General features: G+C 72.3%; 10 protein-coding genes. 6 read left to right on the top strand and 4 right to left on the bottom strand.

Annotation, left to right across the window (positions count from 1 at the left end; translation table 11 throughout):
• Nucleotides 1–26 precede the first annotated feature (26 nt).
• Nucleotides 27–2069 (bottom strand): ATP-dependent DNA helicase UvrD2, encoded by a 2043-nt coding sequence (locus tag C4V41_RS57620; protein WP_103964534.1) that lies wholly within the window; start codon nt 2067–2069, stop codon nt 27–29.
• 144 nt (nt 2070–2213) lie between these two features.
• Here C4V41_RS57620 and C4V41_RS57615 point away from each other — a divergent pair, with 144 nt between their 5' ends.
• Together C4V41_RS57615 and C4V41_RS57610 are read left to right on the top strand one after the other, a co-directional pair.
• Nucleotides 2214–3113 carry an alpha/beta hydrolase gene (locus C4V41_RS57615; RefSeq protein WP_235031046.1) on the top strand — a complete coding sequence of 300 codons (900 nt, stop codon included), beginning with the start codon at nt 2214–2216 and terminating at the stop codon, nt 3111–3113.
• A gap of 69 nt (nt 3114–3182) precedes the next feature.
• Entirely contained in the window at nt 3183–3431 is a 249-nt protein-coding gene (locus C4V41_RS57610; RefSeq protein WP_103964533.1) for a mycoredoxin, read from the top strand.
• On the opposite strand, the gene nudC is transcribed toward C4V41_RS57610, so the two are convergent.
• Entirely contained in the window at nt 3432–4406 is a 975-nt protein-coding gene (gene nudC / locus C4V41_RS57605) for an NAD(+) diphosphatase (RefSeq protein ID WP_103964532.1), read from the bottom strand. It lies immediately after the preceding gene.
• 145 nt (nt 4407–4551) lie between these two features.
• Here nudC and C4V41_RS57600 point away from each other — a divergent pair, with 145 nt between their 5' ends.
• The 4 genes from C4V41_RS57600 to C4V41_RS57585 are packed head-to-tail and all read left to right on the top strand — an operon-like array spanning nt 4552 to nt 9742.
• Nucleotides 4552–5691 carry an ATP-grasp domain-containing protein gene (locus tag C4V41_RS57600; RefSeq protein ID WP_103964531.1) on the top strand — a complete coding sequence of 380 codons (1140 nt, stop codon included), beginning with the start codon at nt 4552–4554 and terminating at the stop codon, nt 5689–5691.
• The gene (locus C4V41_RS57595; protein WP_103964530.1) at nt 5688–7148 is read left to right on the top strand and encodes an IucA/IucC family protein; all 1461 of its coding nucleotides are present in this window, start codon (nt 5688–5690) and stop codon (nt 7146–7148) included. The genes C4V41_RS57600 and C4V41_RS57595 overlap by 4 nt, the downstream gene beginning before the upstream one ends.
• Entirely contained in the window at nt 7149–8681 is a 1533-nt protein-coding gene (locus tag C4V41_RS57590) for an IucA/IucC family protein (RefSeq protein ID WP_103964529.1), read from the top strand.
• Nucleotides 8678–9742 carry a type III PLP-dependent enzyme domain-containing protein gene (locus C4V41_RS57585; RefSeq protein WP_103964528.1) on the top strand — a complete coding sequence of 355 codons (1065 nt, stop codon included), beginning with the start codon at nt 8678–8680 and terminating at the stop codon, nt 9740–9742. The genes C4V41_RS57590 and C4V41_RS57585 overlap by 4 nt, the downstream gene beginning before the upstream one ends.
• Here C4V41_RS57585 and C4V41_RS57580 read toward each other — a convergent pair.
• Both C4V41_RS57580 and C4V41_RS57575 read right to left on the bottom strand, forming a co-directional pair.
• The gene (locus C4V41_RS57580) at nt 9702–12983 is read right to left on the bottom strand and encodes an ATP-dependent helicase (RefSeq protein ID WP_103964527.1); all 3282 of its coding nucleotides are present in this window, start codon (nt 12981–12983) and stop codon (nt 9702–9704) included. The two genes, C4V41_RS57585 and C4V41_RS57580, sit on opposite strands and share 41 nt — an antisense overlap.
• Nucleotides 12977–16246: an ATP-dependent helicase gene (locus C4V41_RS57575; RefSeq protein ID WP_407670175.1), complete on the bottom strand. Its 3270-nt coding sequence runs from the start codon at nt 16244–16246 to the stop codon at nt 12977–12979. Before C4V41_RS57575 ends, C4V41_RS57580 begins: the two co-directional genes overlap by 7 nt.
• Nucleotides 16247–16490: the final 244 nt, after the last annotated feature.

The following is a 16490-nucleotide window of genomic DNA, read 5'->3' as shown; positions in this document are numbered from 1 at the left end:
CGTGCCCAAAGGTGGGCCTCGCGAACTCAGCCCCGGCAGAGGTCCAGGACGGCCTCGCCGTAGCGGTCGATCTTGACTTTGCCGATGCCGGCGATCGTGCGCAGCTCCTGCTCCGTGACGGGCGCCCGCTCCGCGATCGCCTGCAGCGTCACGTCCGTGAAGATGACGTACGGGGGCAGCTTCGCCTCCTTGGCCGTCGCCGTACGCCAGGCCTTCAGGCGTTCGAGCAGGGCCTCGTCATAGTCGGCCGGGCACGTCGTACAGCGGCCCAGTTTCTGCTCGGCCGCCGCCACCAGCGTCTTCGTGCACACCCGGCAGCTCATCGGCGCGGCCACCTGGCGGCGTTCGCGCTGGGCGGGGGCGATGCGCGGCGGCGAGGAGGCGCGGCCCGTGAGCCCGTCGAGGAAGCGTGACGGGCGGCGGCTCTTGCGGCCCCCGGGCGCGCGCGACAGGGCCCACGAGATCGAGAGGTGCTCCCTGGCACGCGTGATGCCGACGTAGAGGAGGCGGCGTTCCTCCTCGATCTGCTCCGGGGTCTCGGCGTAGATGATGGGCAGCATGCCGTCGGTGACGCCGACGAGGAACACCGCGTCCCACTCCAGGCCCTTGGCGGCGTGGAGAGAGGCCAGGGTGACGCCCTCGACGGGCGGCGCGTGCTGCTCCGAGGCGCGGCGCTCCAGCTCGGCCACGAACGCGGGCAGGTCGGCGCCCTCCGCCGCCATGTCCTCCGCCAGGTCGGCCAGCGCCTTCAGCGACTCCCACTTCTCCCTGGCCTTGCCACCTCCGGGCGGCGAGGGGGTCAGGCCGACGCCGGCCAGGATGTGGTGCACCTCGGAGGCCAGGGGCTCGCCGGCCGACGAGCGGGCGGCGCCGCGCAGCAGGACGACCGCCTGGCGCACTTCGGGGCGTTCGAAGAAGCGCTCGGCGCCGCGCAGGATGTACGGGATGTCCGCCTTGGCGAGCGCCTCCTCGTACGACTCCGACTGGGAGTTGACCCGGAACAGCACCGCGATCTCCCGCGAGTGCACCCCCTTGTCGAGCAGCTTCCTGATCGCCCTGGCGACACCGGCGGCCTCGGCGGGCTCGTCGTCGTAGTCGGAGAAGGACGGCCTGGGACCGTCGGGACGCTGCGCGACCAGCTCCAGCCGGTGCGGCGACTTGCCCTTGGCGATGACCAGGTTGGCCAGGTCGACCACCTGCGGCGTCGACCGGTAGTCGCGCACCAGCCGGATGACGGCCGCGTCCGGGTGCTCCACCCCGAACCCGGTCAAATAGCGCGGGCTGGCGCCGGTGAAGGAGTAGATGGTCTGGTTGGGGTCGCCGACCACGCAGAGGTCGTCGCGGCCGCCGAGCCAGGTGTCGAGCAGCAGCTTCTGCAGCGGGTTGACGTCCTGGTACTCGTCCACCACGAAGTAGCGATATTGCTGCCGGATCTGCGTCGCCACCTCCTGGTGCTCGGTCATCACGGCGGCGGTGAGTTCGAGGATGGTCTCGAAGTCGACCAGGTGGCGCTCGCGCCGGAGCTGCTCGTAGGCGTCGTAGAGGCGGGCCACCTCCTCGGCCGGGACCGGGGGCGTGCGGTGGTGTTTCGCGGCGGCCGCGATGTAGTCTTCCGGGCCAATCTGGGTGACCTTGGCCCATTCGACCTCGGCGGCGATGTCGCGCAGCTCGGACCGGTCGGGGCTCCTGCGCAGCCGGCGGCAGGCCTCCACCAGGACCGGGAGTTTGGACTCGATGACCGACGGCGCCGCGCCGCCGATCACGCGCGGCCAGAAGTAGGTGAGCTGGCGCAGCGCGGCGGCGTGGAACGTGCGCGCCTGGACCCCGGGCGCGCCGAGGGTTCGCAGCCGCTGGCGCAGCTCGCCGGCCGCGCGAGTGGTGAACGTCACAGCAAGGACGCTCTGCGGATCGACCGCTCCGCTGCGCACCGCGTAGGCGATGCGATGGGTGATCGCCCTGGTCTTGCCCGTCCCGGCGCCGGCCAGCACGCACACGGGCCCGCGCACGGCTTCGGCGACCGCGCGCTGCTCGGGATCGAGTCCGATCAGTACGTCGTCCGCGTTGTTCACCCGTACATCCTCCCAAGCGCTGGCGGTGAAGCACTTTATTCTGGCAACATGCGGGCCGACGTATGTTCATAGTCATCTAGATGCAAAGAACTGGTCTCTTCCCCCACAATGGGGCCGACCATCTGCATGGGGGAAAGGAAGGCCGTGCGAATCGCGGTTTCCGCAGGCGCGCTCGCGCTCGCTGCCGTTGTGCTCACACCCGTCGCCGCGAGCGCGACGACCAAGGAGCCCACCCCCTCGGTGAACAACCCGATCGACAACAGCGGCCTCGGCGGCCTGTCCCTGGAGACGATCGCGTACGGTTCCCACGCCCGCCAGACCATGGACGTCTGGTGGACCCCCGACGGCCAGCAGCGGCCCGGGATCTTCCTCGTGCACGGCGGCTGGTGGTCCAGCGGCGACAAGAAGTACATGAAGGAGATCACCCGCAGCTACGCCGACCTGGGCTACACGGTCTTCAACCTCAACTACCGGCTGTCCGGCGACGCGGCCTGGCCCGCTCAGCGCACCGACGCGCTGAGCGCGATCGCGCTGGCGCGCAAGCACGCCGACAGGTGGGCGTTCGATCCGGGCAACTACGTGGTGATGGGCTTCTCGGCCGGGGGGCACATCGCGGCGGCCGTGGGCACCTACGGCGACGGGGTCAGCGGGCTCAAGGGCGTGGTGGGGCTCTCGCCGATCATCTCGCCGCTGCGGGCCTTCTCCGACGGCGCCAAGGCGACCGACCCCAACAGGCGCCGGCTGCGCACTGCGGCGATCAAGCTGGCCGGCGGCTGCGCGCCCAAGGGCAAGTGCTCGCGGGTCTGGGCCAGCATGGAGGTGGCCTGGCACGCCAGCCGCAAGGACGCGCCGATGCTGACCATCCACTCGGAGGACGAGTTCGTGCCGCCGGTGCAGAGTCAGTTGCTGCGGCAGATGCTCGGACAGGTGGGCGTGCCGGTGAGCGTGTTCACGGTGCCGGGGATCAACCACAGCTCGCCGCTCTACCGGCAGCCGGGCGTGGCGGAGCGCGTGCAGACGTGGATTTCCGAGCGCATCGGGTAGGGGATTAACCCGGAACTTCGCGTTGTTGCACGAAGCGCCTTATTCCTGACGTTGGAGGGATTTCTCAACATGGCGCTCACGGTGTACAGCACCACGTGGTGCGGCCCCTGCAAGCGGCTCAAGTCCCAGCTCACCCGCGAGGGCATCAGGTTCGATGAGATCGACATCGAGCGTGACCCTTCGGCCGCCGAATTCGTGATGAGCGTCAACAACGGCAACCAGGTGGTGCCGACCGTCGTGATCGACACCCCCAGTGGGCGTGTCGTGCGCACGAATCCCTCCGCCCGTGAGGTCAAGGCCCTGCTCGAAGCGGCCTGATCACCAGTCACCGGTGAGCGCGCCGCCGTACCAGGTCTCGATCAGGCGGCGGGCTATCGACACGGGAGGCGGCAGGCGCAGCTCGCCCGACTCCAGGGCGCGCGTCAGCTCCTCCCGTGAATACCACCGCGCCTCGGCGATCTCCTCCGCGTCGGGGATGAGCGCGGTCGTGGTGGCCTCGGCGAAGAAGCCCAGCATGAGGCTGCGCGGGAACGGCCAGGGCTGGCTGCCCAGATAGCGCGGGTTGGTGACGACGACGCCGACCTCCTCGGCCACCTCGCGCACGACGGCGGCCTCCAGCGACTCACCCGGCTCCACGAAGCCCGCCAGGATCGACAGCCGCCCCTCGGGCCACTGCGGCCCGCGGGCGAGCAGGCAGCGGTCGTCGGCGTCGCGGACCAGCATGATCACGGCCGGGTCGACGCGCGGGAAGTGCTGGCTGGAGTCGCGCGGGCAGACCCGGATGTGGCCGCCCGCCTGGACCTCCGTACGAGAACCGCAGCGCGGGCAGTATTCGTGGGTCGTGTGCCACGCCTCCAGCGCCACGGCGTAGACCAGCAGGCCCGCGTCCCGGTCGCCGAGCAGGCCACCCGCCTGGCGCAGCCCGGCCGGCACCGGCCGGCCCTCCGGCGTGTCGCGCAGGCTCATCGGGATCGTCACCCGGCCGTTGACGTCGCCCTTGGTGACGCCGGGCAGCGGCGCGGCGACCGCGAAGTAGGCGATGCCGCCCTCGACGCCCAGCAGGAAGCGCGGCCCCGGCGGCGCGTCGGCCGGCGCGTAGAGCACCGCCTGCACCTCGTCGCCCACGCGGCGCACCAGCGTGTGACCGTTGTCGATCACCAGCACCCGGGTGGCGGGGTCGGACCACGCTCGCTCCAGCCACCGCTCGTCGGCCCGCAGCGCGGCGGACCTGTCGATGGTGCCGCGTGCGAGAAGCAGCGGTCCGATGAGTTGCTCTTCCGTGGTGCTCTCCACTGGCCGCCCCTTCTTAATCCCATGTCATCCTATGACCTCGCGGTTAGCCGCCGATTACGGTATCCGCGCCCCGTGGTGATCTCGCTGGCGCTAAGATCAACGAGTTAGGTTAGCCTTACCTGATTCCTCCGGGGGTGCCTTCGCGTTGCGGCTCTATCTGACCGCGCTCAAACCAACCGATTCGGTGACCGACGGCTTCCTGCCCGCGGCTCGCGCTCTCGGTTGCGAGGTGACCATCCTGACGGACCGGCCGGGGCAACATCCGGACGCGGTCGAGTGCGACGTACAGAATCCGCGGGCCCTGATCGACGCCATCGAACATCTGGGCAGGCCGGACGCGATCTTCTCCAACTCCGACCACCTGCAGGCGGAAACCGCGCTGGCCGCGTCCTACTTCGGGTTGCCGGGTAAGGACTGGCGGGCGTGCGCGGCGGCCAAGAACAAGTTCTTGATGCGTCGCAGGCTCCTTGAGGCGGGGATCGAGCAGGTGTTCTCGATGCGGCTCGCCCCCGGCGACCCGGTTCCCGAGCGGCTGCCCTACCCCGTCGTGCTCAAACCACGGGAGGGCGTGGCCAGCGAGGACGTCATGCTGGTGGAGCGCGACCTGCCCGGGGCCGTGGCCGAGGTCAGGAAGCGGCGGCCGGGTGAGGCGCTGGTCGTGGAGGAATACCTCGAAGGGCCGCTGCGCACGCTGGAGACCTTGGGGGACGCGGACGGCGTGCGGGTGCTCGGGGGGTTCGAGACGACGCTGGGGGCGCTCCCCTACTTCGTCGAGGAGCGGCTGGACTGGGCGCCGGCGGACGCGTCGCACACGCACGTGCTGGCGGCGCTGCGGGCGCTCGGGGCCGGGTTCGGGGCCTGCCACACCGAGTACGTGGTCACCGCGGGCGGCCCCCGGATCGTCGAGGTGAACTACCGGGTGATCGGGGACCACTGCGACTTCCTGGTGGCGGACGTGCTCGGGGTGCCGCTGTTCGAGTGGATCCTGCGGGTGCACCTCGGGGAGCGGATGCCCGCCCCGCCCGAGTCCACCGGGTACGGGAGCGCGCTCAGCCTGGTCGCCGACCGGTCCGGGACGATCAAGTCGGCCCCCGGTCACGAGAGCGTGGTCGGCGGCGGCGTGCGACTGTGGCACCGGCCGCTGCGCGACGTGGGGGACGTCGTCACCCTCACGCACACGAACCGCGACTACCTGGGCGTCATCCGGGCCGTCGGGCCCGATCGCGCGCGGGTGGACCGGGCCGTCGAGGAATACCGGGCCGCGCGGCCGTGGGTGGTCGAATGAGCTCTCGGGAGGCGTACCTGGCCGCCCGGGTCCTGGACGCGCTGCTGCGCGAGAACTACGGAGGGCTGGCCTCCCGCGTCACCAGGACCAAGAACGGCGTCGGCCTGCTGCTGGCGGACGGCCGATGGGCACGCCTCGCGCCCGGGGTGCTCTTCCAGGACTTCGTGGTCGCGCAAGACGAGCGGCTGGGCCTGGAACAGGTGCTGGAGACGCTGGTCGAGGTCGCGGACCCGGCGGACGCGGAAGGGGTGGCGGCCTTCTTCGAGGAGTGCCTGTCCGCCCTGTCGGCGCTGGAGGCACATGACGCCCGCAGGGACGAGGTGCTGCGGCGCGACCCTTCGTACGAGACGCTGGCCGCCTTCGCCGACCATCCCGTCTATCCGACCTCGCGCGCGCGGATCGGGCTCCCGGAGCGCCTGCTGGCCGACTACGCGCCGGAGTTCGGGCCGTCGTTCCGGCTCAGGTGGGCGGTGGTGCCCGGCGCCGGCGTGCCCCTGCCCGCCGACGTACGGCCTCCCGGACTCGACGGGACGCTCTTCCCCGTGCACCCGCTGACCGTGGACGAGGTGGCGAAGATCAACGGCGTGCGCGTGCTGGACGAGCCCGCCGTCACCGTCCGGCCCACCCTGTCGATGCGGACCGTCGAGGTCTCACCGCGCGTCCACCTCAAACTGCCCCTCCCGATCAGCACCCTGGGCGTCAGGAACCGGCGCTCGATCAAGCCGGGCACGCTGAGCGACGGGGCCAAGGCCGAGCTGCTGCTGCGCGAGCTGGCCGACCCCGACGTGCTGCTGGCCGACGAGCAGACCCACGCGCACGCGGGCCACGAGTACCTCGCCTGGATGGTCAGGCGGCTGCCCGAGGGCAAGATCGTGCCGGTCGCCGCCCTCGGCGTGCCCGGCGTGCTCGACGAACTGGGCGACGTGCTCCCGGACTACCTGCGGCTGCTGCTGCGGTGGAACGTGCGGCTCTTCGTCCGGTACGGGGTCGCGCTCGAAGCCCACCAGCAGAACCTCGCGCTGGTCTTCCAGGACGACCGCCTGCGGCTGCTGGTCAAGGACAACGACGGGCTGCTGGCCTCCCCGTCGAGGCTGGCCGCCGCCGGGATCACCGTGCCGGACTTCGGCGACGAGCGGATGCTGAACGACGACCCGCACGCGCTGGCCGACGTGTTCGTCACCATCACACTGCACCTGGCCGCCGCCGCCGTGACGTTCGGGGCGCTGCCGCACGCGCGGGCCGCCACGCTGCTGCGCGACACGCTGGCCGAGGCGCTCGGCGAGCACGGCGACCATCCCATGGCCAGACTGCTGCGCGCCAGGACGCTCGACGCGGCCCGGCTCACCGGCAAGTCCATGATCACCGCCGGGACGCTGGTCGCGAAGGAACGTTCCGGCGCCCGCGACATCAACAAGTTCTACGGCACCAGCGGGCCCAACTATCTGAGGAGAGCTTGAATGCACGGACTGGCCATCGACGCGCCCTCCGGCCTGGCCGAGGAGGCGACGCTGGCGGCCCTGCTGCGCTGCTGCGTGCGGGAGGTGGCCGGGCCGCGCGGGCTGGTGTGGCCAGCGCCGCCGTACCTGCAGTTGCGGGTGGGGGGCACGTTGCTGCGGGCGCGTACCCATGGTGGGGCGGCGCTGCGCTTCGACGGCCGGCCGGAGCGGCTGGAGGGCGGCGCCTGGCGGCCGCTGACCACCGATGAGCTGGTGGCGCTGGTCGAGGCCGAGCTGCGGGGGCACAACGGCGAGTTCGCCGGGCAGGTGGCCGCGAGCAGGGAGGCCGTGGCGGCGATCCTGCGGGCCAGGGCCGAGGCCGTGCCGCCCGCCGATCCGTGGCTGGCCTCCGAGCAGGCGCTCGTCTACGGGCACCCGTTCCATCCCAGCCCGAAGGCGCGGGGCGGCTCCGACTGGCTGCGGTACGCGCCGGAGGCGCACGCCGAGTTCCCCGTCCGGCTGCTCGGCGTGCGCGAGGACGTGCTGGCGGAGGGCGGCGACGTGGAGGTGCTCGACGCGCTGGGGCGGGCGCCGGCCGGCTACCGGGTGCTGCCCGCGCATCCGTGGCAGCTCGATCTGCTGCGGCCGGTGTTCGGGGACGAGCTGGTCGATCTGGGACCCGGGCCGGTGGTGATGCCGACCTCGTCGGTGCGGACCGTGTATCTCCCGGAGGCCGAGGTCTGCCTGAAGTTCTCCCTGGATGTACGGATCACGAACTGTGTACGAAAGAACGCCTGGTACGAGCTGGCCGGGGCGGTGGAGCTGACCGACCGGCTCGGCCCGATATTCAAGGAAATATCAGCAACCCACCCCACCACCCGCTGGCTCCCCGAACCCGGCTACCGATCGGCCGCGCTCGGCACCCGCCTGCACGAAGGGCTGGGCGTGATCGTCCGGCAGAGCCCGTGGGCCGCCTGCTCCCCCGGCGTGACGCCGGTGATGGCCGCCGCCCTCGCCCTCGGCACGCCGGCGGTGGACCCGGCCGCGTGGTGGCGGGCGTACGTGTCCGTGGTCGCGCTGCCGGTGCTGGAGCTGTATTTCGCGCACGGCGTCGTGCTGGAACCCCACCTGCAGAACGTCCTGGTCGGGCTGGACGGCTCCGGGATGCCCGCCGAGGGCGTCTTCCGCGACCTGGAGGGCACCAAGCTCGTCGCCGGCCGGCACGACCTGTCAGGGCTGCCTCCCGAGGTGGCCCGCGCGCTCACCTACGACGCCGAGCGCGGCTGGGCCCGCGTGGTCTACTGCCTGCTCGTCAACCACCTCACCGAGATCGCCGCCACGCTCGCGGGCCGCGACGACGAGCTGCTGCGCGAGCTGTGGCGGATCGCCCGCGACCTGCTCGCCGATCAGGCCGCCGGCCTGGGCCGGCCGCTGCCGCTCTCGGATCTGCTCGCGGGCGCGCCGCTGCCGGCCAAGGCGAACCTGGGCGTGCGCTGGGCCAGGGCCGCCGACCGGGCTGCCGGGTACGTACCGATCGCGAACCCGCTCGCATGATCGCCCCGCGCGTCCAGGAGGCCGCTCTGAGCCTCGCGGAGGCTCCCGCCTATCTCTATGACCTGCCCGCGCTGGACGGGCACGTCGCGTCAGTACGGCGGGCGCTGGGGGCCACCGAGCTCTATTACGCCGTCAAGGCGAACCCGGACGCCGAGCTGCTGCGCGTGCTGGCCCGGCACGTGGACGGGTTCGAGGTGTCGTCGGCGGGCGAGCACGCGCACGTCACGGCCCTGTTCCCGGGCCTGCCGGTGGCGCTGGGCGGGCCCGGGAAGACCGACGCCGAGCTGCGCCTGCCGCACCACCGCCTGCACGTCGAGTCCCCGAACGAGCTGCGCCGCCTGCTCGGCACCGGCCTGGAGGCCGACGTGTTGCTCCGCCTCAACCCCGGCCTGGCGGTCGAGGGCGCGGCGCTGACGATGAGCGGGCCGTTCGGGATGGACGAGGACGGGGTGGCGGAGTGCCTGCCGCTGTTCGGCGACCGCGTGCGACTGCGCGGCCTGCACACCCACCTGGCCAGCGGTCTCGAAGCGCCCGAGCTGCTGAACCTGGCCCGGACGCTGCTGGACAACTCCTACGAGGAGGTCAACCTGGGCGGCGGCATGGCGGTGTCGTACACCTCCGAGACCCGGTTCGACTGGGCGGCGTACGGGGCGGGGCTGGCGGAGCTGGGCGCGGGCAGACGGCTGCGGATCGAGCCCGGCAGGGCGCTGACCGTCTACTGCGGCTCCTACGTGACGAAGGTCGTGGACGTGAAGCGGGTGCGCGGGCAGGCGTTCGCGATCCTGCTGGGCGGCACCCACCACCTGCGCACGCCGGTCACCAAGGGACACGACCAGCCCTTCACCCTGCTTCCCACCGGAAAGGGGCCGGAGGTGGACGGGCCGGTCACGTTCGTCGGCCAGCTCTGCACGCCGAAGGACGTCTTCGCGAAGGACATCGAGACGTCGGTGAAGGTCGGGGACACCGTCGTGTTCGAGATGGCCGGGGCCTACGCCTGGAACATCTCCCACCACGACTTCCTCATGCACCCGAAGCCGGCGTTTCGGTATCTAGCCGCCTGACGCCCTCGATGAGCGCGACCAGGCCGGCCTCGTCGAGTAGGTTGACGGGGCGCACGGTCCGGTTCGCGCGGACGTAGTGGAAGGCCGCGCCCACCTGCTCCAGCGGCACGCCCGCCAGGTGGGCCCAGGCCAGCCGGTAGGCCGCGAGCTGCACCGACGCGGTCTTGGCCGCCTTGCCCCTGGGCGGCTGCCCCGTCTTCCAGTCGACGACCTCGTAACCGCCGCCGTCGCGCTCGAAGACGGCGTCCATCCGCCCGCGCACCAGCCGGTCGGCGATCATGGTCTCGAACGGCACCTCCAGATCGACCGGCCGCCGGTCGGCCCACTCGCTCCGCTCGAACCGCTCCTGCAGCTCCGCCAGCCGCACGTCGACCTCTTCCATCTCCTCGTCGTAGAGCTCGAAGTCGTCGATGAGCCGCTGCTGGTCCCAGCGCGTCTCCAGCCACTTGTGGAACGAGGTGCCACGGCGGGCCAGCGGCGCCGGCTTGACCGGGACGGGCCGGCGGATCCTGCGGGCCAGCTCGCGCGGGTCGGTGGCCAGCGTGACCAGCGACGACACGGTGAGCTTGGCGGGCAGCTCGACGATGGTCGCGGGCCGCCGCCGCTGCAGCTCGCGCTCGCGCAGCAGCAGGTCGGTGTCGCGCTCCCAGGCCCGCAGCCGCTCCTCCTCGTACGCCCGCAGCGGCTCGTCCTCCTCCTCCGGGGCCGGCGTGCCCGCCAGCGCGTCCTCGACCAGTTGGGCGCCGTCGAGCACGGACTCGTAGCGCAGCCCCTCGGGCGTGACCGGCCAGACGGCCTCGGCGGGCTCGGCGAGCAGCGGGTTGGTGGCGCCCTCCGCCAGCTCGGCGGCCCAGAACGAGACGCGGTCGGCGGTGTCGCGGATCTCCAGCAGGAAGTCGGACGGCTCCAGCGGCTTGGTGGCGGTGCCCCAGCGGTAGCCGGAGGCGATCAGGTGGTAGTGGGCGCGGGTGACGGCGACGTACGCCAGCCTGCGCTCCTCCATCAGGTCGCGCTCGCGGCAGTGCTCGTCGAACGCCGCCAGCTCCTCCTTGCTCAGCCCGCTCAGCCGGGGCAGGTCGGCGGCGTCGCCGCGCAGCGGGTAGGGGAGTTTGCGCGGGTTCTCCGTCCAGCGGCTGTTCATGACCGGTGTGGCGGGGAACATGCTGCCCGTCGCGATCGTCCCCTTCGAGCTGAGCAACTGCGACAACCCGGGCACGACCACGATCGGCCACTCCAGGCCCTTCGAGGCGTGCACGGTCATCAGCTTGACGCTGTTGCTCTCGCCGACCCGGCCCGCCTCCAGCCCGAACTCCTCGCTCTCGGCCGCCTGCAGATAGGCCAGGAACGCCCCCAGCGTCGGGTCCTCCGCGTCGCCCGCGAACCGGGAGGCCGCGTCGAGGAACGCGTCGAGGTCGGCCCGCGCCGCGAACGCCCCCGCCGTGCCGCTGCGCGCGGCCACCTCGATGTCCAGGCCGAGCTTGCGCTCCACCTCCGTGATCAGGTCGGGCAGCGGCTGCGCGGTGTGCGCCCGCAACTGGCGCAGCTCCTGCGCGAGCGCGACGAGCCTCGTGCGGGCCAGCGGCGAGAACGACTCCAGCCACTCCTCCCTGTCGGGCAGCTCGTCCAGCGCGTCGACCAGGCTGCCGCGCTCCTCGGCCAGGTCGGCCACCACCTGGTCGAGCGGGTCGTCCTCGCGGTGGCTCTCGCTCAGCTCGCGGGCCAGCTCCCTGGCGTATTCGCCCAGCACCCGCAGGTCGGCCGGGCCGATCCGCCAGCGCGGCCCGGCCAGCAGCCGGGCCAGCGCGTCGCCCGCGGTGGCGTCGTAGAGCACGCGGAGGGTGGCGACGATGTCGTTGACCTCGGGCACGGTGAGCAGGCCGCCGAGACCGACCACCTCGACCGGGATGTCGCGCTCTTCGAGCGCCCTGCGCAGCGCCGGGAACTGCGACCGCTTACGGGCCAGGATCGCGACGTCCTGGGGCTGGATGGCCAGCGTCTTCTTGCGCTCCTTCTCGCCCCAGGGCAGGCCGTCGGGGGCGACCTCCTGGCCGAGGATCCTGGCGATGCCGTCGGCGACCCACTTCGCCTCGTCGTCCGCGGTCTCGTGGAAGGCGCAGGTGACGCGGCCCCGGTCGACGCGGTTGGCGCCGGGGACCAGCACGGGCACCTCGCGGGCCTCCATGCGCAGCGGGAGCTGGACGCGGGCGGCCACGTCGAGGACGCGGTCGCCGTTGCGGAAGCTGACGCTGAGCTGCCGGACCGTGGCCTCGTCTCCCGTGCCGGTGCGGAAGTCCTTGGAGAAGCGGCGCAGGTTGCCCGCCGAGGCGCCGCGCCAGCCGTAGATCGACTGGCAGGGGTCGCCGACCGCGGTGACCGGATGGCCGCCGCCGTAGAGCGAGCGGAGCAGGACGAGCTGGGCGTGGCTGGTGTCCTGGTATTCGTCGAGCAGGACCACCGAGTAGCGGTCGCGCTCGATCTCGCCGACCTCCTTGTGGCGGGCGGCGATCCGGGCGGCCAGCGACATCTGGTCGCCGTAGTCGATGACCTCACGGGCGCGTTTGAGCCGCTCGTACGCCTCCACGAGCGGCAGGAGCTGCTCCCTGGCCGCCTGGACGTTGAGCGGCTTGCGCTGCGCGAGCGTGGTCCTGCCGGGCAGCAGGGCATGCCGGTCCTGGAGCCAGATCCCGGCCCGCCGCACGTCGAAGGGCACCCGCAGGTGCTCCGACAGCTCGCCCGCCAGCTCCAGCACCGCGGCCGTGACCGACGGCGGGCCCAGCTCGATCTTGTCCATCGGCCCGTCGTACATCGCCACCACCCGCGACGCGAGCTGCCACGACACGGCCGGCGTCACCAGGCGCATGGTGGGCTCCAGCCCGTCGCGCAGCGCGTGGTCGGTGACCAGGCGGGCGGCGTAGGCGTGGTAGGTGGACACGGTCGGCTCGTTGTCGAGCGCGCCCGGTTCGACCAGACCGGCCTCGGCCAGGCCGTTGAGCCGCTCTCTGACCCGGTTGGACAGCTCGGCGGCGGCCTTGCGGGTGAAGGTCAGGCCCAGCACGTTTTCCGGTTTGACCAGGCCGTTGGCGACCAGCCAGACGACGCGGCCCGCCATGGTCTCACTCTTGCCCGAGCCGGCGCCGGCCATGACGACCATCGGCTCCAGCGGTGACTCGATGACCACCGCCTGCTCGGGGGTGGGGGGCAGGATGCCGAGCTTGCCGGCGAGTTCGACGGGGGTCAGCACACTTGGCCCCCGTTGTCGTTGACCGGGCAGCTCGCCCTGGCCGCGCAGGTGCGGCAGCCGTCGTTGACCTTGGCCTGGAAGAACGGGCCCGACATGCCGGTCGCCACCGTGTCGACCAGCTCCGCCGCCCAGCCCGGGTTCTTGTCGTCGGCCAGCGCGCCCTGCTGCTGCTCCATCGCGTCGTTCTTGCCGGCCGCCTTGCCGAGCTGCACCAGCGCGGCGCCGCCCGGCTCCGTCATGCCGTGCCGGGCGAACGCGCCCAGCAGCGCGGCGAGCTGGTAGACGCCGAGCTGCGGATGGCGGTCGAGGTCGCCCGCCTTGGGCTTGGAGCCGCCCGTCTTGAGGTCGATGATCACCGCCCGGTTGTCGGAGTCGCGCTCGACGCGGTCGACGCGGCCCTTGATCTGCACGCCCTCCGACACCACCGCGGTGAACGCCTCCTCCAGGGCCACGAGCTCGCGTGGGTTGTCCTTGTGCCAGCGCAGGAACTTGCCGATCATCTGCTCGGCCACCTGGCGCTGCTTGCGGTTGTACCAGACGCCGCCGAACTCCAGCTCGCCCCAGATTCCGTCGAGGCGGTCGCTCAGCAGGTCTTCGCTGGGCAGGTCGGTGGCCGCCAGGACGGCCAGGGCGTGGATGACGTTGCCCAGGCCCTGGGCGGTGCTGGTGCCCGCGGCGCCGACCGCCGTCTCCAGGAGCCAGCGCAGGCCGCACTTGGTGAAGCTCTCCACCGCCGAGGGTGAGATGTTGACCACGTCGCCGGGCCAGCTCAGGGGGCGGTCGTCGGAGATGGGGGTGAGGGCGTACCAGTCGTTGGGGTGGGCGCCCTGGACCCCGGCGGCGGCCAGGCGGGCGAGCTGCTGGGCGGCCTGGCGACGGAGCTTCGCCGGCTTGGTGGGGTCGGTGACCGCGCTGCGCAGGTCGGCGACCAGCGCGGACATGTTGAGCCAGCGGGCCCGGTCGTCCACCGTGGCGGACTCCACCGCGCCCGGCATCAGCTCCGACAGGAACCTGGACGGCCGCTCGTCGGTGTCCTCGCCGCCGACCGCCGTCACCACCAGCCGCCGCCTGGCCCTGGTGGCCGCCACATAGAACAGCCTGCGCTCCTCGGCCAGCAGCTTGGAGACCAGCGAGGCGGCGTTCGGCTTGCCGCCCTCGACCACGTCGACCAGGTCTTCGATGCCGAGCAGGGACCCGCGCAGGCGCAGGTCGGGCCAGACGCCCTCCTGTACGCCCGCCACCACCACGACGTCCCATTCGAGGCCCTTGGAGCGGTGGGCGGTCAGCACGCGTACGGCGTCGCCGTCGGGCGCCCGGTCGGCCAGCGTGTCACCGGGGATCTCCTGGGCGGCCAGGTCGTCGATGAACACCTCTGGGCCGGCCATGGGCATGCGGTCCACGAACCTGGCGGCGTGGTCGAACAGGGCCACCACGGCGTCGAGGTCGCGGTCGGCCTGCGCGCCCCTGGGGCCGCCTGACAGGCTCATGTCGGTCCAGCGGCGGGCCAGGCCGCTGCCGTCCCACACGGCCCACAGGAGGTCTTCCGCGGTGCCCTCGTCGCGTACGCTCTCGCGGGCGGCGGTCAGGAGCCTGGCCACGCGCTCGGCCGGGAGGGCCACGTGGGGCTCGATGCGGGTGAGCTCACGGATGTCCTGAACGGCCGCCACGAGCAACTCCCCCGACGACCGCGCCCCCTCCCGCGACGGCACGTCCTCCTCGGCGGCGGATTCCGCCGAATCGCCCGGCTCATCCTTCGCGACAGCGGGCTCTGGCGAATCGCCCGGCTCGTCCCGAACATCCTCGGCACCAGGATCCGACGGCTCGCCCAGGGGCCCACTGACCGGAGGCTCAGCCCCGCCCGCCAGGGCCTCGTTTTCGGCGATCTTGAGGGCGCGGCGGAGGCGGCGTACCCCGATCATGTCGGTGCCGCCGAGCGGGCCCGTCAGCAGCTCCTCGGCCACCCCCTCGTCGAGCTGGGACGGATCCAGCGCCACCCTGAGCATCGTGAGCAGCGGCCGCACGCCGGGCTCCTGGGCGATCGGCACCTCGTCGCCCGCGATCATCGTCGGCACCCCGGCGCTGATCAGCGCCCGCCGCAGCAGTGGCACCTGCCGCCTGGCCGAGCGGACCAGCACCGCCATCCGGTGCCACGGCACCCCGTCGATCAGGTGGGCGCGGCGCAGCGTGTCGGCCACGATCGCCGCCTCCTGGCTGACGCTGTCGGCCAGCAGCACCCGCACGCTGCCGGGGTCGGCGTCGGGCAGCGGCGCCAGGTCGCGGTGGCCGTGCCGGTGGTCGTGCTCGGGCGCCGGCGCGACCGGCAGCCGCTCCGCCACCCGGCGCGAGGCCTCCAGCAGGTCGGCCCCGCTCCGGCGGCACACCCGCAGCGCCAGCACCGGCGCCTCGCGCCCGTCGAGGGTCTTGAAGCGCTCAGGGAACCGCATGATGCCCTGCACGTCGGCGCCCCTGAACCCGTAGATCGACTGGTCGGGGTCGCCCACCGCGATCAGGTCGCGGCCGTCGCCGGCGAGCTGCGTCAGCAGCAGCTCCTGGGCCGGGTCGGTGTCCTGGTATTCGTCCACGAACACCACGTCGTGGGCCGCCCGCTCCCGCTCGCGCACCTCCGGGCTCGCCAGCAGCGCGGAGGCGGCCCCGATCAGCTCGGCGTAGTCGTAGGTCTCCTCGGGGTCGAGGTCGAACCGGTCCTGGTAGCGCTCGGCGAACCGCCCGGCCGCCGCCCAGTCGCGCCGCCCGTGCCTGGCGCCCAGGGCGATCAGCCGCTCGGGGTCGAGCCCGCGCTCGTTGGCCCGCGACAGGAAGTCGCGCAGCTCCTCGGCGAACCCGCGCGTCTTGAGCGGCTCGCGCAGCGACTCGGGCCAGTCGGGCGCGCCGTTCTCCAGCTCGCCGTGGAGCAGCCGCCGGATCTCCAGGAGCTGCTCGGGGCCGGTGAGCAGGCGCGGCGGGGCCTTGCCCGCCAGCACGGACTCGCGGCGCAGGAGCGCGTAGGCGTAGGAGTGGAAGGTCAGGGCCAGCGGGGTGCGGGTGGTGCGGCGCAGCCGCCCGGTGACGCGCTGGCGCAGCTCCTCGGCGGCCTTGCGGCTGAAGGTGAGGATGAGCACGCGCTCGGGGTCGACGCCGCGCCGCTCGATGCGATCGACGACGCTCTCGACGATCGTGGTCGTCTTGCCGGTGCCGGGACCCGCGAGAACGAGCAGGGGGCCGCGCCGATGGCCGACCACGGCACGCTGATGCTCATCAAGCACAGGGGGCACATCGGGCCCCCCGCCACCTCTTCGCACCAACCGCCAGGTCTGAGCACTCACAGCACTAGATTCCACCAGACCACACGGACAGATCGTGCCGACTTGCCCGCTCTCCCCACGCGAATCGCCTACGTTATCGCCGCCAAAATCCGGATTCTTCGCGACACGCCGACGTCCGATGTTCGCTGGCGGCGTCAACCGAGATATATCTTGACATCCGCAAGACGCGACATATCGTGTTCGC

The organism is Nonomuraea solani (assembly GCF_900108335.1).
In the GTDB taxonomy this organism is placed as follows: Bacteria; Actinomycetota; Actinomycetes; order Streptosporangiales; family Streptosporangiaceae; genus Nonomuraea; species Nonomuraea solani.
This window is presented reverse-complemented; position numbering and strand designations above follow the sequence as displayed.